General features: G+C 69.3%; 20 protein-coding genes and 1 riboswitch. Of the genes, 7 read left to right on the top strand and 13 right to left on the bottom strand.

Features of this window, described 5'->3' with window-relative positions; all coding sequences use genetic code 11:
• Positions 1-36 precede the first annotated feature (36 nt).
• The gene (locus J2X41_RS18540) at positions 37-1,191 is read left to right on the top strand and encodes an aldose epimerase family protein (protein WP_310084095.1); all 1,155 of its coding nucleotides are present in this window, start codon (positions 37-39) and stop codon (positions 1,189-1,191) included.
• Between the two features lie 43 nt (positions 1,192-1,234).
• Positions 1,235-1,723 (top strand): GNAT family N-acetyltransferase, encoded by a 489-nt coding sequence (locus J2X41_RS18535; protein ID WP_310084092.1) that lies wholly within the window; start codon positions 1,235-1,237, stop codon positions 1,721-1,723.
• On the opposite strand, the gene J2X41_RS18530 is transcribed toward J2X41_RS18535, so the two are convergent.
• The 6 genes from J2X41_RS18530 to J2X41_RS18505 form a co-directional block, all read right to left on the bottom strand.
• On the bottom strand, positions 1,720-2,172 hold the full coding sequence (locus tag J2X41_RS18530; protein ID WP_310084090.1) for a DUF1801 domain-containing protein: 453 nt from the start codon (positions 2,170-2,172) through the stop codon (positions 1,720-1,722). The two genes, J2X41_RS18535 and J2X41_RS18530, sit on opposite strands and share 4 nt — an antisense overlap.
• A gap of 9 nt (positions 2,173-2,181) precedes the next feature.
• The gene (locus tag J2X41_RS18525; RefSeq protein WP_310084088.1) at positions 2,182-2,397 is read right to left on the bottom strand and encodes a hypothetical protein; all 216 of its coding nucleotides are present in this window, start codon (positions 2,395-2,397) and stop codon (positions 2,182-2,184) included.
• Between the two features lie 186 nt (positions 2,398-2,583).
• Positions 2,584-3,015 (bottom strand): SRPBCC domain-containing protein, encoded by a 432-nt coding sequence (locus J2X41_RS18520; protein WP_028041375.1) that lies wholly within the window; start codon positions 3,013-3,015, stop codon positions 2,584-2,586.
• On the bottom strand, positions 3,012-3,335 hold the full coding sequence (locus J2X41_RS18515) for a metalloregulator ArsR/SmtB family transcription factor (protein WP_310084086.1): 324 nt from the start codon (positions 3,333-3,335) through the stop codon (positions 3,012-3,014). Before J2X41_RS18515 ends, J2X41_RS18520 begins: the two co-directional genes overlap by 4 nt.
• 936 nt (positions 3,336-4,271) lie before the next feature.
• A complete protein-coding gene (locus J2X41_RS18510) occupies positions 4,272-5,813 on the bottom strand; it encodes a tryptophan 7-halogenase (protein WP_310084084.1) in 1,542 nt (513 codons plus the stop codon).
• A gap of 195 nt (positions 5,814-6,008) precedes the next feature.
• A complete protein-coding gene (locus tag J2X41_RS18505) occupies positions 6,009-8,396 on the bottom strand; it encodes a TonB-dependent receptor (RefSeq protein WP_310084081.1) in 2,388 nt (795 codons plus the stop codon).
• Positions 8,397-8,609: 213 nt separating this feature from the next.
• On the opposite strand from J2X41_RS18505, the gene J2X41_RS18500 reads away from it, so the two are divergent.
• A complete protein-coding gene (locus J2X41_RS18500; RefSeq protein ID WP_310084077.1) occupies positions 8,610-10,859 on the top strand; it encodes a beta-glucosidase in 2,250 nt (749 codons plus the stop codon).
• A gap of 43 nt (positions 10,860-10,902) precedes the next feature.
• Here the strand turns inward: J2X41_RS18500 and J2X41_RS18495 are convergent, their stop codons facing one another.
• Positions 10,903-11,955, bottom strand: coding sequence for a LacI family DNA-binding transcriptional regulator (locus J2X41_RS18495; RefSeq protein ID WP_310084075.1), 1,053 nt, complete (start codon positions 11,953-11,955; stop codon positions 10,903-10,905).
• Positions 11,956-12,091: 136 nt separating this feature from the next.
• Between J2X41_RS18495 and J2X41_RS18490 the strand changes: the two genes are divergently transcribed.
• Positions 12,092-13,669 carry an aldehyde dehydrogenase (NADP(+)) gene (locus J2X41_RS18490; RefSeq protein WP_310084072.1) on the top strand — a complete coding sequence of 526 codons (1,578 nt, stop codon included), beginning with the start codon at positions 12,092-12,094 and terminating at the stop codon, positions 13,667-13,669.
• Between the two features lie 158 nt (positions 13,670-13,827).
• Here J2X41_RS18490 and J2X41_RS18485 read toward each other — a convergent pair whose 3' ends face one another.
• The 4 genes from J2X41_RS18485 to J2X41_RS18470 form a co-directional block, all read right to left on the bottom strand.
• Positions 13,828-17,430 carry a hydantoinase B/oxoprolinase family protein gene (locus J2X41_RS18485; protein ID WP_310084068.1) on the bottom strand — a complete coding sequence of 1,201 codons (3,603 nt, stop codon included), beginning with the start codon at positions 17,428-17,430 and terminating at the stop codon, positions 13,828-13,830.
• Between the two features lie 113 nt (positions 17,431-17,543).
• A complete protein-coding gene (locus J2X41_RS18480; RefSeq protein ID WP_310084066.1) occupies positions 17,544-18,113 on the bottom strand; it encodes a TMEM165/GDT1 family protein in 570 nt (189 codons plus the stop codon).
• A gap of 61 nt (positions 18,114-18,174) precedes the next feature.
• A riboswitch (yybP-ykoY riboswitch) is annotated at positions 18,175-18,311 on the bottom strand.
• A 67-nt stretch (positions 18,312-18,378) separates the two neighbouring features.
• Complete coding sequence (locus J2X41_RS18475) at positions 18,379-19,116, bottom strand: DUF2793 domain-containing protein (protein ID WP_310084064.1); 738 nt, start codon at positions 19,114-19,116, stop codon at positions 18,379-18,381.
• A 91-nt stretch (positions 19,117-19,207) separates the two neighbouring features.
• Positions 19,208-20,215, bottom strand: coding sequence for a nitronate monooxygenase family protein (locus J2X41_RS18470; RefSeq protein WP_310084062.1), 1,008 nt, complete (start codon positions 20,213-20,215; stop codon positions 19,208-19,210).
• A 220-nt stretch (positions 20,216-20,435) separates the two neighbouring features.
• On the opposite strand from J2X41_RS18470, the gene J2X41_RS18465 reads away from it, so the two are divergent.
• From J2X41_RS18465 to J2X41_RS18455, 3 genes are all read left to right on the top strand, one after another.
• Positions 20,436-21,845, top strand: a complete 1,410-nt coding sequence (locus J2X41_RS18465) for a methylmalonyl-CoA mutase family protein (RefSeq protein WP_310084274.1) — start codon at positions 20,436-20,438, stop codon at positions 21,843-21,845.
• Positions 21,842-23,995 (top strand): methylmalonyl-CoA mutase, encoded by a 2,154-nt coding sequence (scpA, locus tag J2X41_RS18460; RefSeq protein WP_310084060.1) that lies wholly within the window; start codon positions 21,842-21,844, stop codon positions 23,993-23,995. Before J2X41_RS18465 ends, scpA begins: the two co-directional genes overlap by 4 nt.
• Positions 23,996-24,099: 104 nt before the next feature.
• On the top strand, positions 24,100-24,561 hold the full coding sequence (locus tag J2X41_RS18455) for a hypothetical protein (protein WP_310084057.1): 462 nt from the start codon (positions 24,100-24,102) through the stop codon (positions 24,559-24,561).
• Positions 24,562-24,586: 25 nt separating this feature from the next.
• On the opposite strand, the gene J2X41_RS18450 is transcribed toward J2X41_RS18455, so the two are convergent.
• On the bottom strand, positions 24,587-25,048 hold the full coding sequence (locus J2X41_RS18450; protein ID WP_310084056.1) for a DUF4112 domain-containing protein: 462 nt from the start codon (positions 25,046-25,048) through the stop codon (positions 24,587-24,589).
• An 80-nt stretch (positions 25,049-25,128) separates the two neighbouring features.
• On the bottom strand, positions 25,129-25,746 hold the full coding sequence (locus tag J2X41_RS18445; RefSeq protein WP_310084054.1) for a hypothetical protein: 618 nt from the start codon (positions 25,744-25,746) through the stop codon (positions 25,129-25,131).
• Between the last annotated feature and the right edge of the window lie 21 nt (positions 25,747-25,767).

Here is a 25,767-nt window from a genome sequence, read left to right as displayed (position 1 = left end):
TCCAGAGCCGCTCCGATCGTTGGAACGAGGAACCCCATGAAGACTTCACGCCGCAAACTGGCCGGCGCCCTCCTGGCCGCCGCCGCCATCACTCTTCCGGCGGCAGCCCTCGCGGCCGACTACGCCCGGGCCCCGTTCGGCAAGACGCCCGACGGCGCGGCGGTCGAGGCCATAACCCTGACCAATGGCAAGGGCGTCAGCGCCACGGTGATCACCTACGGCGCCACCCTGCAGTCGCTGATTGCCCCCGGCCGCGACGGGACCAAGGCCGACATCGCCCTGGGCTTCAAGGACGCCGAGGCCTACGCCAAGAACGCCAGCTATTTCGGGGCCTCGGTCGGCCGGTTCGCCAACCGCATCGGCAAGGGCAAGTTCACGCTGGACGGCAAGACCTACCAGCTGGCTCTGAACAACAACGGCGTCGCCGCCCTGCACGGCGGGCTCAAGGGCTTCGACAAGCAGGTCTGGAAGGTCAGCGACGTCAAGCGCGGCCCGGTCGCCTCGGTCACCTTCACCTATGTCAGCCCCGACGGCGAGGAAGGCTATCCCGGAACTCTGACGGCCACGGCGACCTACGCTCTCGATGAACAGAACCAGCTGACGATCACCTACGGCGCCACCACCGACAAGCCGACCATCGTCAACATGACCAACCACGCTCTGTTCAACGTCGCGGGCGAAGGCTCGGCCGATGGCGCGATGGGCAATGTCCTGACCCTGGCGTCCGACGGCTACACCCCGGTCGACGCCGAGCTGATCCCGACCGGCAAGATCACGCCCGTGGCCGGCACAGTGTTCGACTTCCGCAAGCCGCGCGTGGTGAGCGAGCGCGTCCGCGACGCCCGCGACCCGCAGATCGTGGTCGGCCGTGGCTACGACCACAACATGGTGCTGACCGGCAAGGCCGGCGGCGCCCCGCGCCTGGCCGCGCGCCTGGCCGATCCCAAGAGCGGCCGGGTGCTGGAGATCCTTAGCGACCAGCCGGGCATCCAGTTCTACACCGGCAACTTCATCGACGGCACCACGGTGGGCAAGAGCGGCAAGATCTATCGCCAGGGCGACGGCATCGCCCTGGAGCCGCAGCACTTCCCCGACGCCCCCAACAAGCCGGCTTTCGCGTCGGTGCGGCTGAACCCGGGTCAGAAGTACAGCAACGTCATGGTGTTCAAGCTGACCACCGACAAGAAGTAGTCCGGCCTTGCCGGACGGCGGAGAAGTCTGCTCCCATCAGCGCATGGCGACAGACTTCTCCATCCGCCCCGTCCGCGCCGCCGACGACCTGGCCGCCGTCGTCGCGTTGTTCCAGGCCTATGTCGCCACGCTGGACGTTGATCTGGGCTACCAGGATTTCAGCGGCGAACTGGCCGGCCTGCCCGGCAAGTACGCGCCGCCCCGGGGCGAACTGCTCCTGGCCCGCGACGCCGCCGGCCAGCCACTGGGCTGCGTGGGCCTGCGCCCGATCCCCCCCGACGGCTGCTGCGAGATGAAACGCCTCTACCTGCTGCCGGCCGCGCGCGGGCTGGGCCTGGGCAAGGCCATGACCGAGGCTGTGATCGAGGCCGCGCGCAGCCTCGGCTACAGCGAGCTGCGGCTGGACACCCTGCCCAGCATGACCACCGCCCTGCGGCTCTACGACCTCATGGGCTTCGAACGCACCGGTCCCTATTACGCGCCGACGCCGGACGGCACGGTGTTCATGCGGCTGAAGCTTCAGGCCGCTTAACGCTTGGAGACGTTCAGCGCCACGGCGGCGCGGATCAACGCCTTGAACGCGGCCTCGTCGATCGCCTCGCCCTGGTGGAAGTCGATCGCCCGCCGCGTGGCGCCCTCCAGGCTGGAGTTGAACAGGCCTGCGGGATCCTCCATCGACGCGCCCATGGGAAAGGTCGTCTTCACGGCGGCCTTGTAGGTCTCGCCGGTACAGACGATTCCGTCGTGCGACCACACCGGTACGCCCCACTTCCACGCCTCGACCACGTCGGGGTCTGCCTCGTGGATCAGCTTGCGGATCCTGGTCAGGGTCTCGCCGCGCCAGTCGTCCAGCGCCGCGATCGCCTTGTCGATCAGCTCGGACGGCGGACCTTCCAGCGGACCGCCCATCTTCTTTTTCATGGTCTTCACCTCGTACTGGCGGCCTGACAGCAGCGTCGGTCCGGACGCCTCCTCGGCCACGGCCTCCGCCTAGCCTTGCGTGCGCCGTCCGCTCCGCCCCCTGGCGACATAGGGCAGCACGAACATGTACAGGCCGCTGGCCAGCAGCAGGATCAGCGGGACCAGGGCGAACAGCCCCACCCAGGCCGGGGGCTGCCCCTTGGTCATGACGATCATGTAGCCGACGACGCCGGCCGTGAAGAGGATCGACAGCCAGCGGTGGGTCTGTCGGATGATCTTGCTCAAGGGAATTTCCTTTGATGGTGGGCGCGACGGATCGGGCCTCGGATCAATATTCATTCTCGGGAAGCGAAAACCTCGTCCTTCGACAAGCTCAGGATGAGGTTTTCGACTGCCAAGGCTGCACCATGGTCCTCATCCTGAGCTTGTCGAAGGACGAGGACCATGCAGGGCGCCAGACGCGACAACCCCTTAGTCCAGCCGCTCCAGCAGCTGGTCCAGATTGCCGAGGAACGACTTCCAGCCGGCGTGGGCGCCGCCGTAGGCCTGCTTCTGGTCGGGGTGGAAACCGGCCTGCTCGACGCGCAGGTGCGTGCCCGTGGCGGTCGGCGTCAGGGTGAAGGTCACCACGCTCTGGAGGTTGTAGGCCGCGTCCTCGTGCGCGAAATCCCAGGTGTAGGACAGGGTCTTGTGGGGCTCGACGGCCAGGACCTTGCAGTCCAGCACCCCACCCCACTCGCCGCGCAGGTTGAAGCTGTGGCCCACCTGGGGCTTGAAGTCGTTCTTCATCAGCCATTCCTCCATCAGGTGCGGCTGGGTCAGGGCGCGCCAGAGCTTTTCCGGGGGATGAGCGATCTCTCGCTCGACGACGACGGTGCGTGTCTGAGTCGCGGTGCTGGTCATTGGTCCATCCTGTTGAGCAGGTCTTCGAGATTGTCGAACCGGGTCTCCCAGAACCCGGCCATGCGGCTTGTCCAGTCCACCAACGGAGCCAGGGCGTTCAGCTGGGCGCTGTAGTGCGTCTGCCGGCCTTCATGGCGGTCACTGACCAGGCCGGCCTGCTTCAGCAACCCCAGGTGCTTGGAGACCGCCGGCTGCGAGACCCCGGCCAGGGCCGTCAGGGCCCCGACCGTCTGCTCGCCGTCGCGGCACAGCCGCTCGAAGATCCCCCGCCGGGTGGGATCGGCGAGCGTCCTGAAGAGCACATCGTGGGCGTTGGTCATGAAAACCGATAACTCATTGGCTATGGGTTACTCATAACTGGTGAGTTATGGGTTCGTCAAGCGGGAGGTGCACATCATGCGAGCGCGACAACTCACCCACTTCCCATCCGTCATCCCGGGCCTCGTGCCCGGGACCCCTCGTTCAGCTGACGGTGAAGCAAAATGGCGCGCCGGCGCGCCACTCATCCGCATCTACGGCGGACAGAGGGGTCCCGGGCACGAGGCCCGGGATGACGCCGGTTGGGAAGATGGCGCTGAGCTCATCCTTGGAACATCCGGAGCGAAACCTCATGAAATCAATGTTGTGAAAAATCTCGACCCAATTTGATCCTCACCCATTCAAACCGCCCGCATACTCATCTCTGCCCCGCCGCAGGGGAGGCCGTCCAGCTGGCGACCTGACGGGCGGCGGGGGCGGTCGAGCGGGAAGCGTCCGCCGGCCGGCGTCGAAGGGCCCTTCGGGTCGGTCGGCGGAGCGTGGGGGTCCTGGATGGGGCCTCGGGCGGTCCGGACCGGACGGCGGGAACACCCCCTCGGGGCCGAACGGCGAAACGCACCAGGCGCGGGCTGAAATCGCCCGCGCGGTCCGGAGGGTTTGCCGACCTTCCGCCCGCCGGGGGCCTCCATCGGAGCGGGTTAAAAATCCGCGATCCGAAGGCTCTCGTCCACCGGCCGCGCGGAGCGCCCGTGACGTGTCGAAACGGTACTTTCCAAAATTCTACACCGGGCGCGCCCCGGACGCTCCGCCGCCTCCCCAAGCCTGTCGGCTTTCACCGACGGAAGAGCGCGAACCTGCGTCGCGATTTTCGCTGTCATCCCGGACAAGCGCGCAGCGCGCAGATCCGGGACCGACGCGTGAACTCGGCGCTTCCGGCGGTCCCGGATCTTCGCTTCGCTGCGTCCGGGATGACAGGCTCTTGAGGGGGTTGAGCCCGCTCACCCTCGCCCGTAATACGCCTCGACCAGCTGTCGATGCGGCGGCAGGTGCTTCAGCGCTTCCCGCGCCGCCTCGGCCACCTTGGCGAAGCTCTGGCGAGCGAGCGCGGCCTCGCCGTAGCGCCCCTCGACCGGCGCGAAGTCCGTCGCCGCGTTCATGCCGTAGAGGATGTACTGGTAGCTGGACGGCAGGAAGGTCTCCAAGTCGACCAGGAAGTCGAACCGCGACACCGGCCGATGCTTCCACTGGGCCAGCAGGTCGCGCAGCGCCTGCGGCCAGGTCGCCGGGTCGGCGTTGTCGCGCCAGTAGGGCTCGTCGCGCTTGGTCAGGCAATAGTGCAGCTTGAGGAACGTGACGATCCGCTCGAAGCGGCCCGCCATGGCGGCGTTGAACGCGCGGGCGGCGGCGTCGCGGGCGGCCCGGTCGCGCAGCGGAAAGACCTCGGCGATCATCGTCGCGGCCACCTCGATCAACATGATCCCGGTCGATTCCAGCGGCTCGAAGAAGCCGGCCGACAGGCCCACGGCCACGCAATTGCCGATCCACTGGCGCTCGCGATAGCCGGTCTGAAACTTCAGCAGCCGTGGCTCCAGGCCGTCGCCCGCCTTGCCGACATAGCCCCGCAGCACCTGTTCGGCCCGGACCTCATCGGTGTGACGGCTGGAAAACACGTAACCGACGCCCCGGCGGCTATCCAGGCCGATGTCCCAGGTCCAGCCGGCCTCGTGGGCGGTGGCCAAGGTGTAGGGATTGATCGGCGCGTCGGGCGTCTCGTACGGGACCTGGATCGCCAGGGCGCGGTCGTTGAACAGCACGTGGTCGACCCGCTTGAACGGCGCGCCCAGGGCCTCGCCGATCAGCAGGGCGCGAAAGCCCGAGCAGTCGACGAACAGGTCGCCCTCGATCGTGCCCAGATCGCCCGCCTGGATCGAGGCGATGTCGCCGATCATGTCGCGGACAACGCCGTCGACCCGGCCCTCCAGGTGCGTGACGCCCGCCTCGACCGCCACCCCGCGCAGGAAATCGGCGAAGCGCGCGGCGTCGAAATGGTAGGCGTAGTTCATCGGCCCCTGGAAATCGGGGTCCTCCAGCCGCTTGGGCGCCAGGCCGGCGGCGATGACCGCCCCCTGCGTCGTCACCGCGTCGGCGAACGGCGGGGCGCCGCCGGCCTGGCGGTCCAGCAGCCAATAGGGCGACAGGTCGCGGCCGTTGGGGCGGAGCGGCAGGTTGAACGGGTGGAAGTATTCGCAAGACTTGCCGTTTTGCGAACGCCGCTCCCAGTCCACGAAGCGGACGCCCTGCTTGAACGTCGCCGCGCTCTCGCGCAGGAACCGCGCCTCGCTGACGCCCAGCTCGGCCAGGGTCGAGCGGATGGTGGGAAACGTGCCCTCGCCGACGCCGATCGTGGCGATGTCCGGAGCCTCGACCAGGGTGATGCGGGCGCCGTCGGGCCGGTCGGCGCCCAGGCGCTTGGCCAGGTAGGCGGCGGTCAGCCAGCCGGCCGTGCCGCCGCCGACGATGACGATCCGGTTCCCGGTCATGGCGCGGCTCCCTTGGGACGATCCTGGCGGCTGGGCGCGAAAAAGAAAATCCCGGGTGACAGTCGGGGGCGTCGTCACCCGGGAGAGCGCAGTCTGGGAGGCAATACGCTCAAGGAAGGGGTGGAGCGACGCGTCGGAGGGGGCGCGTCGCTCCTGAAACGGGGTCCGGGCGAAGGACCGCGCCTCAACACAGGCCTAGAACTTGGTCTTCAGGCGGACGCCCCAGGTGCGGGGCGGCTGGTAGACCGCGGTCCAGACCGGATCGTAGTTCGGCACGCCGGCGGCGCCGGCCCCGGTCTTGATGTTCTTGTCCTCGAGGTTCTGGACGAAGGCCTCGACCGACCAGGGAGCTTCCGCCGGCTCGTAGCGCAGGGTCACGTCCGTGCGGGTGTAGCTCTTCTGCTGGTCCGGGGCGCCCTGGTTGAAATAGGACAGCCAGCTCTTGCTCTCGAAGTGGGTGGCGATCCGCGGGATCACCCGGCCGTTGGCCAGTTCGAACGTGTGCTCGTAGGCTACCGTGCCCGAGAAGTGCGGGGCGTGCGGCAGCTCCTTGCCCTTCAGCTGCACCGCGTGGGCCGCGTCGTTCGGACCGATGCGGCCGTCGGCGGCCATCAGCTCGTCCATCTTGGTGTCCTGGGCGGTGGCCGAGATCTGCAGGCGGTCATTGGCAGTCAGGTTGGCGGTCAGCTCGGCCTCGATTCCGTAGGCCTGGGCGCCCTTGGCGTTGGTGGTCACCACCTGCGACTTGTCGACCGAGCCGTCCGGCTTGAAGGTCGTGACCACTTGGTTGACCTGGTAGCCCTTGAAGTCCTCGTAATAGGCCGCGAGGTTCAAGGTGGCCCGGCCGTCCAGGAAGCGGATCTTGGAGCCGACTTCGTAATTGGTCAGGGTTTCCGGATTGGCCAGCAGGCCGCCGTCCTCGATGTTGCCCGACTTGAAGCCGGTGCTGACGCTGCCATAGACCAGCACGTCGTCGGTCAGATCGGCGTCGGCGCGGCCCAGCCAGGTGAACTTGTCCCAGCTGCCCTTCACGTCGTTGTTGCTGATGCTGTAGCCGGGGCCCAGCAGGGCCAGCAGCTGGGCGGCGCTGGCGCTGCGGTCGCGGCCGAAGATGCCGATGTCGCAGCGCTCCGGATGGCCGCCGCCCACGCCCGCCTCGGCCGTCAAACAGTCCGCATAGCCCTTGAACGTGACGTTCCGGCCGCCCTGGTCCTGCTTGGTGTCGTCGGTGTAGCGCACGCCGGCCGTCAGGCGAACGCGGTCGTTCATGTGCCAGACGGCCTGGCCGAACGCGGCCTTGGACTCGACGGTGCGCTTGGCCTGGATGAAGCTGCCCGACCAGCTCATCGGACCGTCGCGATAGCCGTCGCGCTGGTCGATGTCGAAGCGGATCGAGTTGTCCTCGTGGCTGTAATAGCCGCCGACGATCCAGTCGATGGCCTGCTCGCCCTGCGACTTCAGCTGGACTTCATGGCTCCAGGCGTCGTTGCGCGACCAGACGGTGTGGTTCTCGCCGAACCCGCCCTTGGTCAGCGAACCGTCGGGACGGGTCACGCCCAGGATGCCGCCATCGGCGTCGCTGTTGGCGCTGCCGCCCACCCGCTGCCAGCCGGTGATGTAGGTCAGGCCGACCTTGTCGTTGACGGAATAGTCCATCGTGCTGCGCACGCCGTACGAGAAGCGGTCGCTCTGCGGGGCGGTGTCGATCAGGGCCGACCACTTCTTCTGGCCGGCGCGCGGGGTCTGGGCCAGGGCAAGGATCGGGGCGCCGGTGTCCTGGTAGCCCTCGACATTGACGTTCCAGGTGAAGGCCTCGGTCGGCTTCCACAGGGCGCTGAGGCGGGCCGAGCGCTGGTCCTGGGCGTAGTACTTCTTGCCCTGGGTGACGAAGGCCGACGGGTTGATCCCCGGCGCTTCCGGCGGACGCTGGAAGTCGGCATAGCCGTCGTGGCGCTCGGTGATCGCCGCCAGGCGCAGGGCGAAGGTGTCGGAGATCGGCATGTTGACGGCGACGCGGGCGCCCAGGCGATTGTACGAGCCGGCCACGACCTCGGCGTTGCCGTAATAGTCGCCCAGCGTCGGCTTGGCGGTGCGGATGCTGACAGCGCCGACCGTGGCGTTGCGCCCGAACAGCGTGCCCTGCGGGCCGCGCGCCACTTCGACGGCGTCCACGTCGTACATCAGCACGGCCGCGCCCTGGGCGCGGGGCGAATAGAGGCCGTCGACATAGATGGCGACCTCGGGGTCGGCCACTTCGGTGAAGGCGGTGTCGTTGCCGATGCCGCGCATGGTGATCAGGATCGCGCCCTGGTCGCCCTGTTGGTTGATGGCCATCGACGGCACGAACTTGGCCAGGTCGGTGACGTCCTTGACCTGCTGGCGGTCCAGAGCCGACTGGCCGAAGGCGCTGATGGCGATCGGCGTATCCTGCAGGTTGGTCTCGCGCTTGGTGGCGGTGACCGTGATCTCCTCGAGCTGGGTGGCGTCGGCCGCGGCCGGTGCGGTCTGGGCCTGCACGGCGGTGGCGGCGATCAGGACCGTCACGACCGAGGAACCGGCCAATAGCGTTCTGCGGAGCTTCATCTTCATCCCTCTCCCTGCGCGCGATCTTTTTGGTCGCGACTTGCACGTCGTGAATAGCTACAGTAGGACAACGTTGTCAATCAGCGATCTATTTGCGACTTAGTTGATAATTTCACGCTCCACCTTGTGGATAGTTGAAAATAGTCGCCGATCCACAAGCTTTGCCAAAGAACGTCGGGCGTATAGCCAAAGACGTAAGTGGGAGGAAAAAGAATGAAGCGACAGCATATGCGGGGTCTGGTGATGGCCCTGATGCTGACCACGGCGCTGCCAGCGGCCGCCGCTCACGCCCAGGCCGCCGCCACCAGCGCCACGAAACCTTGGATGAACACCCGGCTGAGCGCCGATCAGCGCGCCGACCTGATCGTTGCGCAAATGACGCAGGACGAGAAATTGACCCTGGTGTTCGGCTATTTCGGCTCGAACCAGGACAAACCGAAGTTCACGCCGCACGCCGAGGCCCGCATGGGCTCGGCCGGCTACATCCCGGGCATTCCGCGCCTGGGCGTGCCGCCGCAGTGGGAAACCGACGCCGGCGTCGGCGTCGCCACCCAGCGCGAGTCGAGCGATCCCTATCTGGAGCGCACCTCCCTGCCCGCCGGCATCGCCACGGCGGCGACCTGGAATCCGGAACTGGCCTTCAAGGGCGGGGCGATGATCGGTTCGGAGGCGCGCTCCTCGGGCTTCAACGTCCAGCTGGCCGGCGGCGTCAACCTGGCCCGCGACCCACGCAACGGCCGCAACTTCGAATATGGCGGCGAGGATCCGCTGCTGGCCGGGACCATGGTCGGGGCCCAGATCCGCGGCATCCAGTCCAACCACATCATCTCGACCATCAAGCACTGGGCGCTGAACGGCCAGGAGACCGGCCGCATGACGGTCAGCGCCAACATCGCCGACGCCGCCGCCCGCCAGTCCGATTTCCTGGCCTTCGAGTTCGCCATCGAGCAGTCGGACCCGGGCTCGGTGATGTGCGCCTACAACCGCATCAACGGCATCTATGCGTGCGAGAGCGACGACCTGATGAACCAGGTCCTGAAGAAGGACTGGGCCTACAAGGGCTATGTGATGTCGGACTGGGGCGCGACCCACTCCACCGCCAAGGCCGCCAATGCGGGCCTGGACCAGGAGTCCGCCTACACCTTCGACAAGCAGCCGTTCTTCGGCACGCCGCTGAAGGCCGCCCTGGCCGACGGCTCGGTGCCGCAGGCTCGGCTGGACGACATGGCTCGCCGCATCACCCGCTCGATGTTCGCCCACGGCCTGTTCGATCATCCGGTGGTCAAGGGCCCGATCGACTTCGCCGCTCACGCCAAGGTCACCCAGGCCGACGCCGAGGACGCCATCGTCCTGCTGAAGAACGACGGCGGCCTGCTCCCCATCGTCAAGGCGGCGAAGAAGATCGTCGTCATCGGCTCGCACGCCGATGTGGGCGTGCTGTCGGGCGGCGGCTCGTCGCAGGTGTTCCCGATCGGCGGCATGGCTGTGAAGGGCCTGGGCCCCGAGGGCTTCCCCGGCCCGATCGTCTACCACCCCTCCTCGCCGCTGAAGGCGCTGCGGGCCCGCAATCCCGGCGCGACCTTCGCCTATGACGACGGAACCGATCCGGTCGCTGCCGCCAGGGCCGCCGCGGACGCCGACCTGGTCATCGTCTTCGCCCACCAGTGGGCCGCCGAATCCCAGGACTACTCCCTGACCCTGGCCGACAACCAGGACGCCCTGATCGACGCCGTCGCCGCCGCCAATCCCAGGACCGCCGTGGTGCTGGAGACCGGCGGCCCAGTGCTGATGCCGTGGCTGTCCAAGGTGGGGGCCGTGGTCGAGGCCTGGTACGCGGGCACCAGCGGCGGCGAGGCGATCGCCCGGGTGCTGACCGGCGAGGTCAATCCCTCGGGCCGCCTGCCGATCACCTTCCCCGCCAGCGTCGACCAGCTGCCGCGCCAGACGATCGACTGCGACCCGGCCAAGCCGGAGGCCTTCTGCGACGTTGACTACGACATCGAGGGCGCGGCGGTCGGCTACAAGTGGTTCGACCAGAAGGGCCACCAGCCGCTGTTCGCCTTCGGCCACGGCCTGTCCTATTCGACCTTCGGCTACGGCGACCTGAAGGCCAGCCAGGTCGGCGACACGCTGACGGTCAGCTTCACGGTCAGCAACACCGGCAAGGTCGCCGGCAAGGCCGTGCCGCAGGTCTATGTCGGGCCGAAGGGCGGCTCAGGCTGGGAGGCGCCGCGCCGCCTGGCTGGCTTCAAGAAGGTCGACCTGGCCCCCGGCGCCAGCGCCAAGGTCAGCGTCACCGTCGACCCGCGACTGCTGGCGACCTTCGACTCCAAGGCCAAGGCCTGGACCATCGCCGCTGGTCCCTACGAGGTGTCGCTGGGCGCCTCGTCCCGCGACCTGGGGGCCAAGACCGAGGTGACCCTGGCGGCCAGGACGCTGCCCGTGTCGTACGACGGGAAGTAGTCGTCACGGCTGGGGACAGGCGCATGCGCCTGTCCCCGATCCGTCAACCCGGCGCCGGCCCCGTCGAGGCTCGGACCATCAGCTCGAACGGCGCCAGGGTGCTGCTGGCCGCCAGCTTCTCGCCGGCCGCGCTGGCGGTGATCAGCATGTCGGCGGCGATCTCGGCCATCTTGGCCACTGGCTGGCGCACCGCCGTCAGGGACGGCACGCTGAGCCGCACCCCGATCGTGTCGTCGTAGCTGAGGATCGACAGGTCGCCGGGCACCAAGAGGCCGCGCGCCTGGGCCACGCTGACCACGCCCAGCGCCATCTGGTCGTTGGACGCCATGATCGCGGTCGGCGGCTCGGGCAGGTCCAGCAGGGCGTTCGCGCCCGCCACGCCGGCCTCGAAGGTGAAGTCGCCCTTGTAGATCCGCGCGTCCGGCACGGGATGGCCGGCCGCCGCCATGGTGGCTTGGAAGGTCTCGACCCGCAGGATCGACGACGAGAACCTGTAGTCGCCGGCGATCATGCCGATGCGCCTGTGCCCCAGGCCCAGCAGGTGCCTGGTCGCCTGGCGGGCCGCGGCGCGGTCGTCCATGTAGACCCGCGGCCCCTGGCCTCGCACCGGCGTGTTCAGGCGCACGAACGGGATATTGCGCTTCTTCAGCGCCCCCAGCACCACCGGGTTCTCGCAGTTGGGCGGCGTCAGGATCACCCCGTCGGGCTGCAGCGACGACAGCACCGCGGTGATCTGCCTTTCCAGCTGGTCCGACTCGCGGTCGACCAGCTCGAACATCAGATGGTAGCCCGACTGCTCGCAGCGCAGCATGGCGCCGTACAGCATCTGGTCGATCCACTCGTTGCCGCGCTCGCTGCGCCAGTTGTCCAGCGTTAGGCGACGGTCGTTGAAGGCCACCAGCAGGTAGGAGCGCGACCCGGCCATGGTCCGCGCCGCCTTGCTGGGGCTGTAGCCCAGCTTCTCGACGGCCGCGAGCACGCGGGCCTTCAGGTCCGGCGTGACATTGGGCTCGTCGTTGAGCACCCGCGACACCGTCTTGACCGACACGCGCGCCTTTTCGGCGACATGGATGATCGTGGCCGGCCGCTTCGCCATTCAGAATCCGTTTCCCCCAGGGTTCGAACGACCGTAACCGGGGCGAAACGCCCTGTCTGCCCCCGCGCCGCTTGACGTCCATGGGAGCGGTATCATTTAAGACCCCAGCAACGAACACGACACGAGGGATCGCGCCATGACCATCACCGGTGAACTTCTGATCGACGGCGGCGCCCGCCCCGGAACCGGCGGCGCGATCCACGCGGTCGACCCCAGCACCGGCGCGACCCTGGACGTGACCTTCGGCGGCGCGACCAAGGCCGACCTCGACGAGGCCTGCGCCCTGGCGGCCGCGGCCTTCGGTCCCTACCGCGCCACCTCGCCCGAGCAGCGGGCCGTGTTCCTGGAAACCGTCGCGGCCAAGATCGAGGCGATCGGCGACGACCTGATCGTCCGCGCCATGGCCGAGACCGGCCTGCCGCGCGCGCGCCTCGAAGGCGAGCGCGGCCGCACCATGGGCCAGCTGAAGATGTTCGCCGGCGTGCTGCGCGACGGCGGCTGGCTCGAAGCCCGGATCGACCCCGCCCAGCCGGACCGCAAGCCGCTGCCGCGTCCGGACCTGCGCCTGCGCAACGTGCCGCTGGGTCCGGTGGCGGTGTTCGGCGCCAGCAACTTCCCTCTGGCCTTCTCGGTGGCGGGCGGCGACACCGCCTCGGCCCTGGCGGCCGGCTGCCCGGTGGTGGTCAAGGCCCACCCGGCGCACCCGGGCACGTCGGAACTGGTCGGCCGCGCCGTTCAGGACGCCATCAAGACCTGCGGTCTGCCATCGGGCGTCTTCGCCCTGCTGCACGACGCCGGCATCGCGATCTCGCAAGGCCTGGTCGCCGACGCCCGCATCAAGGCCGCCGGCTTCACCGGCTCGCGCCGCGCCGGCCTGGCCCTGACGGCCATCGCCCAGGGCCGTCCCGAGCCGATCCCGTTCTACGCCGAGATGAGCAGCATCAACCCGGTCCTGCTGCTGCCGAACGCCCTGAAGGCGCGCGGCCCCGCCATCGCCCCGGACTTCGTCGCCGCCCTGACCCAAGGCGCCGGCCAGTTCTGCACCAATCCCGGCCTGATCCTCGGCATCGACGGCCCCGAGTTGGACGCCTTCCTGGCGGCCACCGCCGAGGTGATCGCCAAGGCCCCGGCCGGCCAGATGCTGACCCCCGGCATCTGCAAGGCCTATACCGGCGGCGTGAAGGTCCTGGCCGAGACCTCGGGCGTCACCGAGGTGGCGCACGGCCTGGAAGGCGGCCACGGCCAGGGCCGCGCGACCCTGTTCTCGGTGGACGCCGCCACCTTCCTGGCCACGCCGCACCTGCAGGACGAAGTGTTCGGCGCCGCCTCGCTGGTGGTCCGCGCCAAGGACCTGGCCCAGCTGACCCAGGTGCTCGCCGCCCTGGAAGGCCAGCTGACCATCGCCGTGCACATGGACGAGGCCGACACCGACCTGGCCCGCGCCCTGCTGCCGACCCTGGAGCTGAAGGCCGGCCGCGTGCTGATCAACGGCTTCGGCACCGGCGTCGAGGTCGGCCACGCCATGGTCCACGGCGGCCCGTTCCCGTCGACCTCCGACAGCCGCTCGACCTCGGTCGGTTCGCTGGCGATCTTCCGCTTCCTGCGGCCGGTCAGCTACCAGAACCTGCCGGCCGCCCTGCTGCCGGCGGAACTGCAGGACGCCAACCCGCTGGGCATCGCGCGCCGGGTGGATGGCAAGGTCGTGCTGGCCTAACCGCCGGTCGTTCCAAGACCCTCCCCCTCTGGGGGAGGTGTCGGCGAAGCCGACGGTGGGGGGAGTAGCCGGCAGGCGTCCGCAACCGGATCGAAGACCCCAAAAACTCCCCCCACCGATCGCTGCGCGATCGCCTCCCCCACAGGGGGAGGACCTAGTTAGCCGGTCCCATATCCCCCGCCCCCCGGCGTCTCGATGACGATCGCGTCGCCCGTCACGACCTCCACGGCGTCGGTCGCGCCGAGCGCCTGCACCGAACCGTCCGCCCGCTCGACCCGCGCTGAACCCAACGCCCCAACACCGCCGCCCGCCAACCCGAACGGCGCCACCCGCCGACGGTTGGACAGCAGGGTCGCCGTCATCGGTTCGCGGAAGCCGATCCTGCGCACCACCCCGTCGCCGCCGCGATGCGCCCCTACGCCGCCCGAGCCGCGCCGGATCGAGAAGGCCTCGACCAGCACCGGATAGCGGCTCTCCAGCACTTCCGGGTCGGTCAGGCGGCTGTTCGTCATATGGGTCTGGACCGCGTCGGCGCCGTCGAAGCCCGGCCCGGCGCCGGCCCCGCCGCAGATGGTCTCGTAGTACTGTCGCCTGTCGTCGCCGAACGTGAAGTTGTTCATCGTTCCCTGGGCCGCCGCCATCACGCCCAGCGCGCCATAGAGGGCGTCGACCACCACTTGGCTGGTCTCGACATTACCGGCCACCACCGCCGCCGGATAGCGCGGCCGCAGCATCGAGCCCTCGGGGATCACCAGATCGACCGGCCGCAAACAGCCGTCATTCATCGGGATCTCGTCGTCCACCAGGGTGCGGAACACATAGAGCGCCGCCGCCCGGCAGATCGAGGCCGGGGCGTTGAAATTGGTCGGAACCTGGTCGCTGGTGCCGGTGAAGTCGACCCGAGCTGTGCGGGCCGCGCGGTCGACGGTGATCGCCACCTTCACCACCGACCCGTCGTCCAGTTCATAGGCGAAGGCGCCGTCCGACAGCGTGGCCAGCACCCGCCGCACGGCTTCCTCGGCGTTGTCCTGCACATGGGCCATATAGGCCTCGACCACCGCCTGGCCGAACTCGGCCACCAGACCGGTCAGGCTCTCGGCGCCGCGCGCGCAGGCCGCCACCTGGGCCTTGAGGTCGCCGATGTTCTGGTCGGGATTGCGGGCCGGCCAGGCGCCCGAGGCCAGCAGGGCCCGCACCTCGGCCTCGCGAAACCGCCCGCCCTCGACCAGCAGGAAGTTCTCGATCAGCACCCCCTCCTCCTCGACGGTGCGGCTGCCCGGCGGCATCGAGCCCGGCGTGATGCCGCCGATGTCGCCCTGGTGGCCACGCGCCGCGACATAGAAGGCCAGGGCGCCGGCCCCGTCGAACACCGGCATGACCACCGTCACGTCCGGCAAGTGGGTGCCGCCGTTATAGGGCGCGTTGAGCATGTAGACGTCGCCGGGCAGCAGGCCCCGGCCGTCGTGCAGCCGCCCGTCGCGGATCGCCCGCACGCTGTCGCCCATCGAGCCCAGGTGCACGGGCATGTGCGGGGCGTTGGCGATCAGGTTCCCGTCGCGGTCGAACAGGGCGCAGGAGAAGTCCAGCCGCTCCTTGATGTTGACCGAATAGGCGGTGTTCTGCAGGGCGAAACCCATCTCCTCGGCCACTGCCATGAACAGGTTGTTGAACACCTCCAGCATCACCGGATCGGCCTTGGTCCCGGCCGCCTGGCGCGGGGCCAGGGCGGCGACGCGATCGATGATCAGGTTCAGGTGACGGTCGACCGTCGCCCGCCAGCCCGGCTCGATCACCGTCGTGCCGGTGTCCTCGCGGACGATCGCCGGTCCCGCCACCTCGCCGCCGATCGGCAAGGCGGCGCGGTCGAACACCGGCGTGGCGTGTTCGGCGCCCGCCATGCGGACGCTGAGGATCGCCAGGGGCTCCGGCTTGGAGTCCGCGCCGACGCCCAGGTCCGGCGCTTCGCCGGCGTCGGCGTGGCCGATGGCCTCTACGGCCAGGGCCTCGACGACCAGGGCCGTGCCCGGCGAGACGAAGCCGAAGCGCCGCTGGTGCAGGGCCTCGAACGCCTCGCGCACCGCCGCCGCGTCGCCCAGCGGCACGCGCAGCGGGGTGTCGGTACCGGCGTACTTGATCAGTAGGCTGGCGATCGTCTCGACCCGGACCAGCGGCACTTTCTGGGCCCACAGCGCAGCCTCGGCCTCGCCCGCCAGGGCGGCGGCGCGAGCGGCCAAGTCTTCGGCCGCGTCGGCCAGCGGCCGCTCCACCGTCGCCTCGCGCAGGGTCCGCAGGTCGGCCAGGCCCATGCCGTAGGCGCTGAGCACCCCGGCGAACGGATGGATCATCACTTCGTTCATGCCCAGGGCGTCGGCCACCAGGCAGGCGTGCTGGCCGCCCGCCCCGCCGAAGCAGGCCAGGACGTATCGGGTGACGTCGTAGCCGCGCTGGATCGAGATCTGCCGCACCGCCTTGGCCATGTTCTCCACGGCGATGGTCACGAAGCCCTCGGCGATCTCGACCGGCGTCATGGCCTTGCCGGTCGCCGCCAGGATCTCGGCCGCCAAGGCCTCGAACTTCGCCGCCACCACGTCGCGATCCAAAGGCTGGTCGGCGTTCGGGCCGAACACCGCCGGGAAGAAGTCCGGCGACAGCTTGCCCAGCATGACGTTGCAGTCGGTCACCGTCAGCGGCCCGCCGCGCCGGTAGCAGGCCGGACCCGGATTGGCCCCAGCCGAGGCCGGGCCGACCCGGAACCGCGCGCCGTCGAACGCACAGATCGAGCCGCCGCCGGCCGCCACGGTGTGAATGTTCATCATCGGCGCGCGCATCCGCACGCCCGCCACCACCGTCTCGTAGGCCCGCTCGTACTCGCCCGCGAAATGGCAGACGTCGGTCGAGGTGCCGCCCATGTCGAAGCCGATCACCCGCTCGAAGCCGGCCTGGGCCGCCGTCCTGGCCATGCCGACCACCCCGCCCGCCGGACCGGACAGGATCGCGTCCTTGCCGCGGAAGGCGTGGGCGTCGGTCAGGCCGCCGTTGCTCTGCATGAACAGCAGGCGCGTCTCGCGCCCCCCTTCTCCTGTTCCTTCAAGCGCGTCAGCCACCCTGTCGACGTAGCGGCGCAGGATCGGCGACAGGTAGGCGTCGACCACCGTGGTGTCGCCGCGGCCGACCAGCTTCATCAGCGGGCTGACCTCGTGGCTGATCGACACCTGGGTGAAGCCGACCTCACGGGCGATCGCCGCGACCCTCGCCTCGTGGTCGGTGAACCGGAAGCCGTGTAGCAGCACGACCGCCACGGCGCGGAAGCCGGCGTCGAAGGCGGCCTGCAACCCCGCGCGGGCTCCTGCCTCGTCGAGAGGCCGCAGCACCGCGCCCTCGACGCTGATCCGCTCGTCGATCTCGACGACGTGGTCATACAGCGCCTCGGGCTTGACGATCTGGCGGTCGAACAGCTTGGGCCGAGCCTGATAGCCGATGCGCAGGGCGTCGGCGTGGCCCCGGGTGATCGCCAGGACCGTGGGCTCGCCCGCCCGCTCGAGCAGGGCGTTGGTGGCCACGGTGGTGCCCATCTTGACCGCGTCGATGGCGCCGCCGCCATCCAGCAGCGCCCGCACGCCGGCCACGGCCGCGTCGTCATACTGCTCGGGGTTTTCCGACAGCAGCTTGTGGGTCAGCAGGGCGCCGTCCGGCCGCCGCGCGACGATGTCGGTGAAGGTGCCGCCGCGGTCGATCCAGAACTCCCAGCCGCGGTCGGTCATCAAGGTCCCCTTTTGTCGGAACCCTTTTGGCGCTGGGGATGGTCGGTATCAAGGGCTCTAGCCGCCCCGCACGATCGGGGACAAGCGCAGGTGCCTGTCCCCGGCCAAGGGCGCTAGGCGCGGAAAGCCTCCGCGCCCGCCCAGATCCCGAGGCCCAGGAAGATCAGCGCCGCGCCCAGGCGGACGTACTTCAGCGGCACGATCCTGGTCGCCGCCTCGCCCAGGTACACGGCGGGGATGTTGGCGGCCATCATGCCCAGGGTGGTGCCGGCCGCCACCCAGAACACGTCATGGAAGCGCGCGCCCAGGGCGACCGTGGCGATCTGGGTCTTGTCGCCCATCTCGACCAGGAAAAAGGCGATGGTGGTGGTCAGGAACACCCCGTAGCGACCCGCGCCGCCGGGTAGATCGTCGTCGGCCTTGTCGGGGATCAGGGCCCAGGCGGCCATGGCGATGAACGAGACGGCGATGGCCCACTTGAACCACGCTCCGTCGAACAGGTCCGAGACCAGCGATCCGGCCAGGGCCGCCAGGGCGTGGTTGGCCAGGGTGGCGACCAATATGCCCAGGATGATCGGCACGGGTTTCTTGAAGCGGGTGGCCAGGATGATGGCCAGCAGCTGGGTCTTGTCGCCGATCTCGGCGATGGCCACCACGAAGGCCGAAACGAGCAGGGATTCCATGAAGTCAAAACCGTCCGGGCCGAGCGCACGCCAATAGCGTCGGAGACCCCGCCCAGCCCGGAACGGAAACCGACGCCATTGGTCTCGCCGCGGAAGCCGGTGGCTTCCTTCACCCGCGCCATGCCTTGAAAGGCAAGTGTGTTGACGGCGGGCCCCGCTGATCGGCGCGGGCGGCTACTCCCCAAAGGTGCCGGGTTGGTAGCGGCCCAGGCGGGTGGGGTCAAGTCGCGGCTGGGGACAGGCGCATGCGCCTGTCCCCAGCCTCTCAGACCGCCGCCGGAGGATCGAACCGCATGGCGTGGATCGATACCCGCACCTTGCCGCCAGTGAAGGCCCCGCCCGCCGCCGTGATCACCACCGGCGTGTCGGCGTAATAGGCCGTCGGGCCGATCACCCCGATGTTGCTGGCGTTCTTGGCGACGCCCAGCGCGGCGCCGAACTTGCCCGTCTCGCCGGCCACGCCGCAGCTGTAAGACGTCGCGCCGGTAACCGCGACGCTGGTGCGGGTCGAGACGCCCAGCACGATGGCGCGGGCCGGGATGGTCACGGTGGTGGCCACCGAGGCGCCGGACAGGGTCACTTCCTGCTCGAGGATCTCGAACCGCGTGGCTGCGAAGAACGGCGAGCGCGCGGCCGTCAGGGCCTTGAAGGTCGAGGACAGCGGGGTCCAGGTCTCGCCGTCGTGGATCAGGGCCAGGCCCTCGTCGATGATCCAGGCCAGCCATCCGGCCTTGGGCGTCAGGGCTTCCCAGACACCGTCGACATAGTGGGCCAGCAGGCCGGCGGCCTTGTCGAACCACGCGGCGCCGGTCGCGCCGGTCGGCAGGATGTGCATCGCGCCGTCGGCGGGTGAGGCCGGCTGGGCGGCGATCGTGCGGCTCTGGACCGCCAACTGGACCAGGCCGTCCAGCCTGCCGAGGGCCTCGTTGACGGTGATATGCTTCTGGGCCTGGCCGGCCGCCACGAAGGGCAGCGACAGGCGGGGCGTCGTGTCGTTGGACATGGGAACTCCTGGAGGGTTTCGACGCCTCCAGTGTCGCCCCGGCGGGAGTCCCGGAGGACCGACGCCTGTCGATCCCCCTCCCCGTCCCCGCCTACTGGGCCGCGAAAGCCAGGCGGGCGCCCGAAGTCAGGACGGTTTTGGCTGCCAGCTCCGCCTTGGCGTCCTCGTACTGCTCCGCGAACTTGGCGATCAGTTCGCCGGCCGACAGCACCGCGTCGATGGCCCCGACGCCCTGGCCCGAGCCCCAGATGTCGCGCCAGGCCTTGGCCTCCTGGTTGCCGCCCGAGCCGAAGTTCATGGCCGACGGATCGCTGACCGGCAGGTTCTCCGGGTCCAGCCCCGCCCGGACGATCGACTGGCGCAGATAGTTGCCGTGCACGCCGGTGAACAGGTTCGAATAGACGATGTCGTTGGCCCGGGCCTCGACGATGGTGTCCTTGTAGCCCTGGGGCGCATTCGCTTCCTTGGTCGCGATGAAGGCCGAGCCGACATAGGCCAGGTCCGCGCCCATGGCCTGAGCCGCCAGGATCGAGCGGCCCGAGGCGATCGAGCCCGACAGCGCCACCGGCCCATCGAACCACTGGCGGATCTCCTGGATCAGGGCGAACGGCGACAGGGTTCCGGCGTGGCCGCCGGCCCCGGCCGCCACCGGGATCAGGCCGTCGGCCCCCTTCTCGATGGCCTTGTGGGCGTGCCTGTCGTTGATCACGTCATGCAGGGTGATCCCGCCGTAGCTGTGGATCGCGGCGTTCAGGTCCTCGCGCGCGCCCAGCGAGGTGATCACCACCGGAACCTTGTACTTCACGCAGAGCTCGACATCCTCCTGGAGCCGGTTGTTGCTCTTGTGGACGATCTGGTTGACCGCGAACGGGGCCGAGGGCGCGTCCGGATTGGCGCGGTCGTGGGCCGCCAGTTCCTCGGTGATCCGCGCCAGCCACTCGTCCAACTGCGAGATCGGCCGGGCGTTGAGGGCCGGGAACGAACCGACGACCCCCGCCTTGCACTGGGCGATGACCAGGTCGGGATTGCTGATGATGAACAGCGGAGACGCGATGACGGGCAGGCGCAGGCGGTCGCGCAGGATCGGCGGCAAGGCCATTGGGAACGTCTCCTTTGTGGCGGCCGCTGCGGGCCGCTCATGTAAACAGCGTTAGCTTAAACGCTCGTTCGCACCCCGCGCAAGCGCTTGACCTACGCTAGGACAGAGGCGCATCTCCTGGTCAAAACAAGAAAATGCTGCGGTGCAGGAGACAGACGTCGTGAATCACCCGCCTACCCCGCTGGCCGAGGATTTTGGCGCCCCGGATCGCGCGAAATGGATGGCCCTGGTCGAAAAGACTCTGAAGGGCCAGGCGTTCGACGAGGCGCTGATCACGCCGACGCCCGACGGTATCGCCATCCAGCCGCTCTATACGGCGCAGGACGGCGTGATGGTGGCGCGCGACCTGCGGGCCCGCGACGCCGACCGTCCCTGGGACCTGCGCATGCGCGCCGCCCATCCCGATCCCCGCCAGGCCGCCGCCGAGATCATGAACGACCTGGAGAACGGCGCGGCCTCGGTGCTGCTGGCCCTTGACCCCGCCGGCGTGAACGGCGTCGCGGCGGGCTCGACGCAGGACCTGGCCCAGGCGCTGAACGGTGTGCTGCTGGACCTGGCCCCCGTCGCCCTGGACGCCGGCTTCCTGGGCCCCAAGGCCGCTGACTGGCTGGGAACCCTGGCCAAGGCCGCGCCCAATGCGCCGCTGGCCTTCCACATGGACCCGCTGACCGCCTTCGCCCAGGCCGGCGCCAGCCCCGGGCCGATCGAAGGCCACCTGGTTTCGGCGGCCACGGTCGGGGCTCGGCTGGCCCAGACCTACGTCAAGGCCGGGCTGATGCTGGCCACGGGCCGCGCGGCGCATGAGGCCGGCGGCTCCAACACCGAGGAACTGGCGGTGATGGCCGCCAGCGCCCTGGCCTACGCCAAGGCCCTGGTTCGCGCCGGCCTGTCGATGGAGGAGGCCTTCTCGCGCATCGTCCTGGGCGTCAGCCTGGACGCGGAATATTTCACCGGCGTGGCCAAGGTCCGGGCTGTCCGAGCGCTGTGGGCGCGGATCACCCACGCCTGCGGCGTCTCGGTCCCGGCCGTGATCGAGGCCCGCTCCTCGCAGCGGATGCTGACCCGGGCCGACGCCTGGACCAACCTGCTGCGCCTGACCAGCGCCGGGTTCGCCGGCGCGGTCGGCGGGGCGGACGCCATTGTCCTGGGCGCCTTCACCGACGCCCTCGGCCTGCCCACCGCCTTCGGTCGTCGCCAGGCCCGCAATACCCAGTTGGTCCTGATGGAGGAAAGCCATCTAGGCCGTGTGGCCGACCCGGCCGGCGGGTCCTGGTACCTGGACAGCCTGACCGACCAGCTGGCCCGCGCCGCCTGGGGCGGTTTCCAGGCCATCGAGGCGGCCGGCGGCATCGTCAAGGCGCTGGAGAGCGGCCTCGTCACCGATATCGTCGGCGCCACCCGCGCGGCGCAGGAGGCCGCCTTCGCCGACAAAAGCCGCAAGATCCTGGGCGTCACAGCCTTTCCTAACGCCGACGACAAGCCGGTGGAGGTCGCGACGCCCGATGCCGCCGACTTCGCCACCGACGCCCCCAGCATCCGGCTGCCCGGTCCGGATTCCCATTGCCCGCCTCTGGCGCCGATCCGCTTTTCCGCCGCCTTCGAGGGAGCCCCCATGGGGGTACGGGCATGAGCAAGTTCCCTGATTTCAAGGACGTCGCCTACGAAGCCGGGGCCACAGCCGCCGCCCCCGAGGGCGTGGTCTGGGCCACCCCCGAGGGGATCGAAGTGCCGCCGGCCTTCACCGAGGCCGACGTCGCGGGCCTTGACTTCACCGGCGGCTACCCCGGCGTCGCGCCCTATCTGCGCGGCCCCTATCCGACCATGTACGTGACCAATCCGTGGACGGTGCGGCAGTATGCCGGCTTTTCGACTGCCGAGGACAGCAACGCCTTTTACAGACGCAACTTGGCCGCGGGGCAGATGGGCCTGTCGGTGGCCTTCGACTTGGCCACCCACCGCGGCTACGACAGCGACCACGAGCGGGTGAAGGGTGACGTCGGCATGGCCGGCGTGGCCATCGACTCCATCCTCGACATGCGCACGCTGTTTTCCGGCATCCCGCTCGACAAGATGAGCGTGTCCATGACCATGAACGGCGCGGTGCTGCCGATCCTGGCGCTCTATATCGTCGCGGCCGAGGAACAGGGTGTCTCGCCCGACAAGCTGTCGGGGACCATCCAGAACGACATCCTCAAGGAGTTCATGGTCCGCAACACCTACATCTATCCGCCTGGCCCCTCGATGCGGATCATCTCCGACATCTTCGCCTTCACCTCGGAGAAGATGCCGAAGTTCAACTCCATCTCGATCAGCGGCTATCATATGCAGGAAGCCGGGGCGACGGCCGACCTGGAGCTGGCCTACACCCTGGCCGACGGGGTCGAATACGCCCGGGCCGGCGTGGCGGCGGGCATGAGCATCGACACCTTCGCCCCGCGCCTGTCGTTCTTCTGGGCGATCGGCATGAACTACTTCATGGAAGTCGCGAAAATGCGCGCGGCCCGCCTGCTGTGGGCCCAGCTGATGAAGCGCGAGTTCGCGCCCAAGGACGACCGCTCGCTATCCCTGCGCACCCACAGCCAGACCTCGGGCTGGTCGCTGGCGGCGCAGGACGTGTTCAACAACGTCGCCCGCACCTGCGTCGAGGCGATGGCGGCGGTCAATGGCCAGACCCAGAGCCTGCACACCAACGCCCTGGACGAGGCCCTGGCCCTGCCGACCGACTTCTCGGCCCGCATCGCCCGCAACACCCAGCTGTTTCTGCAGATGGAAAGCGGCACGACCCGCGTCGCCGACCCCTGGGGCGGCAGCTACTATGTCGAGCGCCTGACCCACGACCTGGCGGTCAAGGCCCTGGCCCATATCGAGGAGGTCGAGGCGGCCGGCGGCATGGCCAAGGCCATCGAGCAGGGCATCCCCAAGCTGCGTATCGAGGAGGCCGCCGCCAAGACCCAGGCCCGCATCGACTCCAATCGCCAGAGCGTGGTCGGGGTCAATCGCTACAAGCCGGAAGTCGTCGACGAGATCCCGATGCTGAAGGTCGACAATTCGTCGGTCCGCACCCAGCAGTTGGAGAAGCTGGCGCGGCTGAAGGCCGAGCGCGATCCGGCCGCGACGGCGGCGGCGCTGAAGGCGCTGGAGGATGGCGCGCGAGGAACCGGCAACCTGCTGGCCCTGGCCGTCGACGCCGCTCGCGCCAAGGCCACGGTCGGCGAGATCAGCCTGGCCATGGAGAACGTCTTCGGCCGCCACCGCGCCACCATCCAGGCGATCCAGGGCGTCTATGGCGCCGAGACCGGCGCCGATCCCAAGGCCGCCCGGGCCCGGGCCATGGTCGCCGCCTTCCAAGAGGCCCACGGCGGCCCGCCCCGCATCCTCGTGGCCAAGATGGGCCAGGACGGCCACGACCGCGGCCAGAAGGTGATCGCCAGCGCCTTTTCCGACCTCGGCTTCGACGTCGACATCGGCCCGCTGTTCCAGACCCCGGCCGAGGCCGCCAAGCTGGCGGTCGACAACGCCGTCCACATCGTCGGGGCCAGCTCGCTGGCGGCCGGCCACCTGACCCTGGCCCCGGAGCTCAAGGCCGAGCTGGCCAAGCAGGGCCGCCCGGACATCATGATGGTCGTCGGCGGCGTGATCCCGCCGCAGGACTTCCAGGCCCTGATCGACGCCGGCGCCGCGGCGATCTTCCCGCCCGGCACGGTAGTCGCCGAGGCGGTGATCGAGCTGCTGGACAAGCTGAATATGCAGTTGGGCTACACCCAGGGGGATGTGGCCTAGGCGCGGGCTGCACCTCCCCTTGATCCGAAGTCCCCGGGGATCGCGATCCTGGGTTCACACGCGGCCGGCTGGATAGGGCGATCGTTCCTCCGTCGAGACCCGCCATGTTCCAGCCCGCACGCGAAATGACCAGCCCACCGCGGGTCGTCACGGCGATCCTGTTCGCCTTCGCCTTCCCGCCGTTGGCCCTGGACGTGTTGGCCGCGGCCATGGAATTGCCGAAGGACCCGCACAGGATTTCGGCCGTGCTGGCGGCCCTGCCGGGGGCTGTGATGATGAGCCTGCTCGCGGGCTGGATCTTCGTGCTGCCCGCCTGCATGGCCTGGGCCGTGCTGCATCAAGTGGACCGACAATACCGATCGGCGGCGGCCCTGGTGGGTCTGGCGACCGGTCTCGCCTTCACCTCTCTGCTGACGACCTTTGGCGACGAGGACGCCCAGGCCGTCGCGATGCACCTGACCGGCGCGACGGTCGGCGTCCTCACAGGCCTCGGCGTCTGGTGGATCGCCTACGGCCGGCAAGGACAGTTCCGGTCGATCATCACCCGGCCGCCGTTGAACCTGTGAGCAGCCAACCGTCTGCTCCGAGCGCCTAGGACCGCGCCTTCTTCACCCGGCGCTTCTTGCGGGTCTTCGGGTCGATCTCTTCGGGCAGGCCGTGTCTAGCCTCGACGTCCTTCTGCAAGGCCTTGGCCGCCATCAGGTGGCCAGGGAACAGGGTGTCGACGGCCCAGCCCAGCACCGGCACGGTGTCGGACAGGTTGTCGGCGGCCAGATAGGCGGCCATCCGCGCCAGGGTGGGGCCCGACGCCTTGGCCTGCACGGCGTGGAACAACAGCAGGCCGCCCGCGCCCAGGCCATAGGCCAGGCCCGCCCAGGGCACCCAGGCCAGGACCCCGTCCAGCCCCAGGCCGAACGGCCCAATGCCGATCAGCCGGTCGGAGAGCCGCTTGATGGTCTCGGCGTGCCGCCAAGCCTGGTGCGCCTTCTGGCGCTCGCCGGCGGGGCCGTCGTCGACGACATAGCCCTCGACGGTTTCGCTGCGCTCGGTCATGTCAAGTCAACGCCCCGCTACGGACTTGGTTGTCGCCCGGCGAACGGACCTGGCGCTTTCCTGGCCGTTCCAGGGCGCGGCTAAAGGCTCGCCAGCCGTTTTGCCTGGGCGATCCAGGCGTCCCGTTCGGCGCGGCCCCGCAGGTTCAGCTTGGCGTCGAAGTCGGCCAGGTCTTCGGCGCCCCAGCCGGCGATCTGCTCGAAACGCGTCACGCCCAGGTCGGCCAGAGACGCCGCCAGCTTGGGACCGATCCCGACCAGCAGGGTCAGGTCATCGGCCGTCGACTTGGCCGCCTCGGCGACCGGTTCGGCGGCGGCTTCCAGGGTTTTTTCCTGGACCTCGGCCGTCACGGTCCCGGCGGTGTCGAGCGCGTCCTCGGCGGCCGTGTCGGTGGCGGCGGCCGCGTCAACTGGCGCCAGGACGAGCGCCTCGGTGACGGGATCGATCGGGGCCTTGATGACCGGTTCGGGCGCCAGCGCGGCCGGCTCGGGCGCGGGCACGGCTCCGGTCAGGGTCGGCGCCAGCAACGCCTCGACATTGACCGCCTCGCGCCAGCGGGCCGACCACCACCACCAAGTGGCCCCGGCCATGGCGGCGCCGCCGAACACCAGCCACAGCGGCGAAGCCGCGCCGGCCATCAGGTTCGGGCCCTTTTCAGGATCGATCTTGGGGATTTCGGGAAGGAACGAAAGGGTCATGGCCGAGCTCCAACAACCGTT

This window comes from Caulobacter sp. BE254, assembly GCF_031457295.1.
GTDB lineage: Bacteria > Pseudomonadota > Alphaproteobacteria > Caulobacterales > Caulobacteraceae > Caulobacter.
The sequence above is the reverse complement of the archived record's forward strand: the minus strand, read 5'-3'. Positions and strand labels throughout refer to the sequence as shown.

Coding starts and splice junctions, on each gene's coding strand:
- J2X41_RS18520 (WP_028041375.1), bottom strand. CDS start 3,015: ATGACCAGCACCGCGACTCAGACACGCACCGTCGTCGTCGAGCGAGAG.
- J2X41_RS18490 (WP_310084072.1), top strand. CDS start 12,092: ATGACCATCACCGGTGAACTTCTGATCGACGGCGGCGCCCGCCCCGGA.
- J2X41_RS18475 (WP_310084064.1), bottom strand. CDS start 19,116: ATGTCCAACGACACGACGCCCCGCCTGTCGCTGCCCTTCGTGGCGGCC.
- J2X41_RS18480 (WP_310084066.1), bottom strand. CDS start 18,113: ATGGAATCCCTGCTCGTTTCGGCCTTCGTGGTGGCCATCGCCGAGATC.
- scpA (WP_310084060.1), top strand. CDS start 21,842: ATGAGCAAGTTCCCTGATTTCAAGGACGTCGCCTACGAAGCCGGGGCC.
- J2X41_RS18455 (WP_310084057.1), top strand. CDS start 24,100: ATGTTCCAGCCCGCACGCGAAATGACCAGCCCACCGCGGGTCGTCACG.
- J2X41_RS18540 (WP_310084095.1), top strand. CDS start 37: ATGAAGACTTCACGCCGCAAACTGGCCGGCGCCCTCCTGGCCGCCGCC.
- J2X41_RS18445 (WP_310084054.1), bottom strand. CDS start 25,746: ATGACCCTTTCGTTCCTTCCCGAAATCCCCAAGATCGATCCTGAAAAG.
- J2X41_RS18515 (WP_310084086.1), bottom strand. CDS start 3,335: ATGACCAACGCCCACGATGTGCTCTTCAGGACGCTCGCCGATCCCACC.
- J2X41_RS18535 (WP_310084092.1), top strand. CDS start 1,235: ATGGCGACAGACTTCTCCATCCGCCCCGTCCGCGCCGCCGACGACCTG.
- J2X41_RS18465 (WP_310084274.1), top strand. CDS start 20,436: ATGGCCCTGGTCGAAAAGACTCTGAAGGGCCAGGCGTTCGACGAGGCG.
- J2X41_RS18500 (WP_310084077.1), top strand. CDS start 8,610: ATGAAGCGACAGCATATGCGGGGTCTGGTGATGGCCCTGATGCTGACC.
- J2X41_RS18505 (WP_310084081.1), bottom strand. CDS start 8,396: ATGAAGCTCCGCAGAACGCTATTGGCCGGTTCCTCGGTCGTGACGGTC.
- J2X41_RS18495 (WP_310084075.1), bottom strand. CDS start 11,955: ATGGCGAAGCGGCCGGCCACGATCATCCATGTCGCCGAAAAGGCGCGC.
- J2X41_RS18470 (WP_310084062.1), bottom strand. CDS start 20,215: ATGGCCTTGCCGCCGATCCTGCGCGACCGCCTGCGCCTGCCCGTCATC.
- J2X41_RS18485 (WP_310084068.1), bottom strand. CDS start 17,430: ATGACCGACCGCGGCTGGGAGTTCTGGATCGACCGCGGCGGCACCTTC.
- J2X41_RS18450 (WP_310084056.1), bottom strand. CDS start 25,048: ATGACCGAGCGCAGCGAAACCGTCGAGGGCTATGTCGTCGACGACGGC.
- J2X41_RS18510 (WP_310084084.1), bottom strand. CDS start 5,813: ATGACCGGGAACCGGATCGTCATCGTCGGCGGCGGCACGGCCGGCTGG.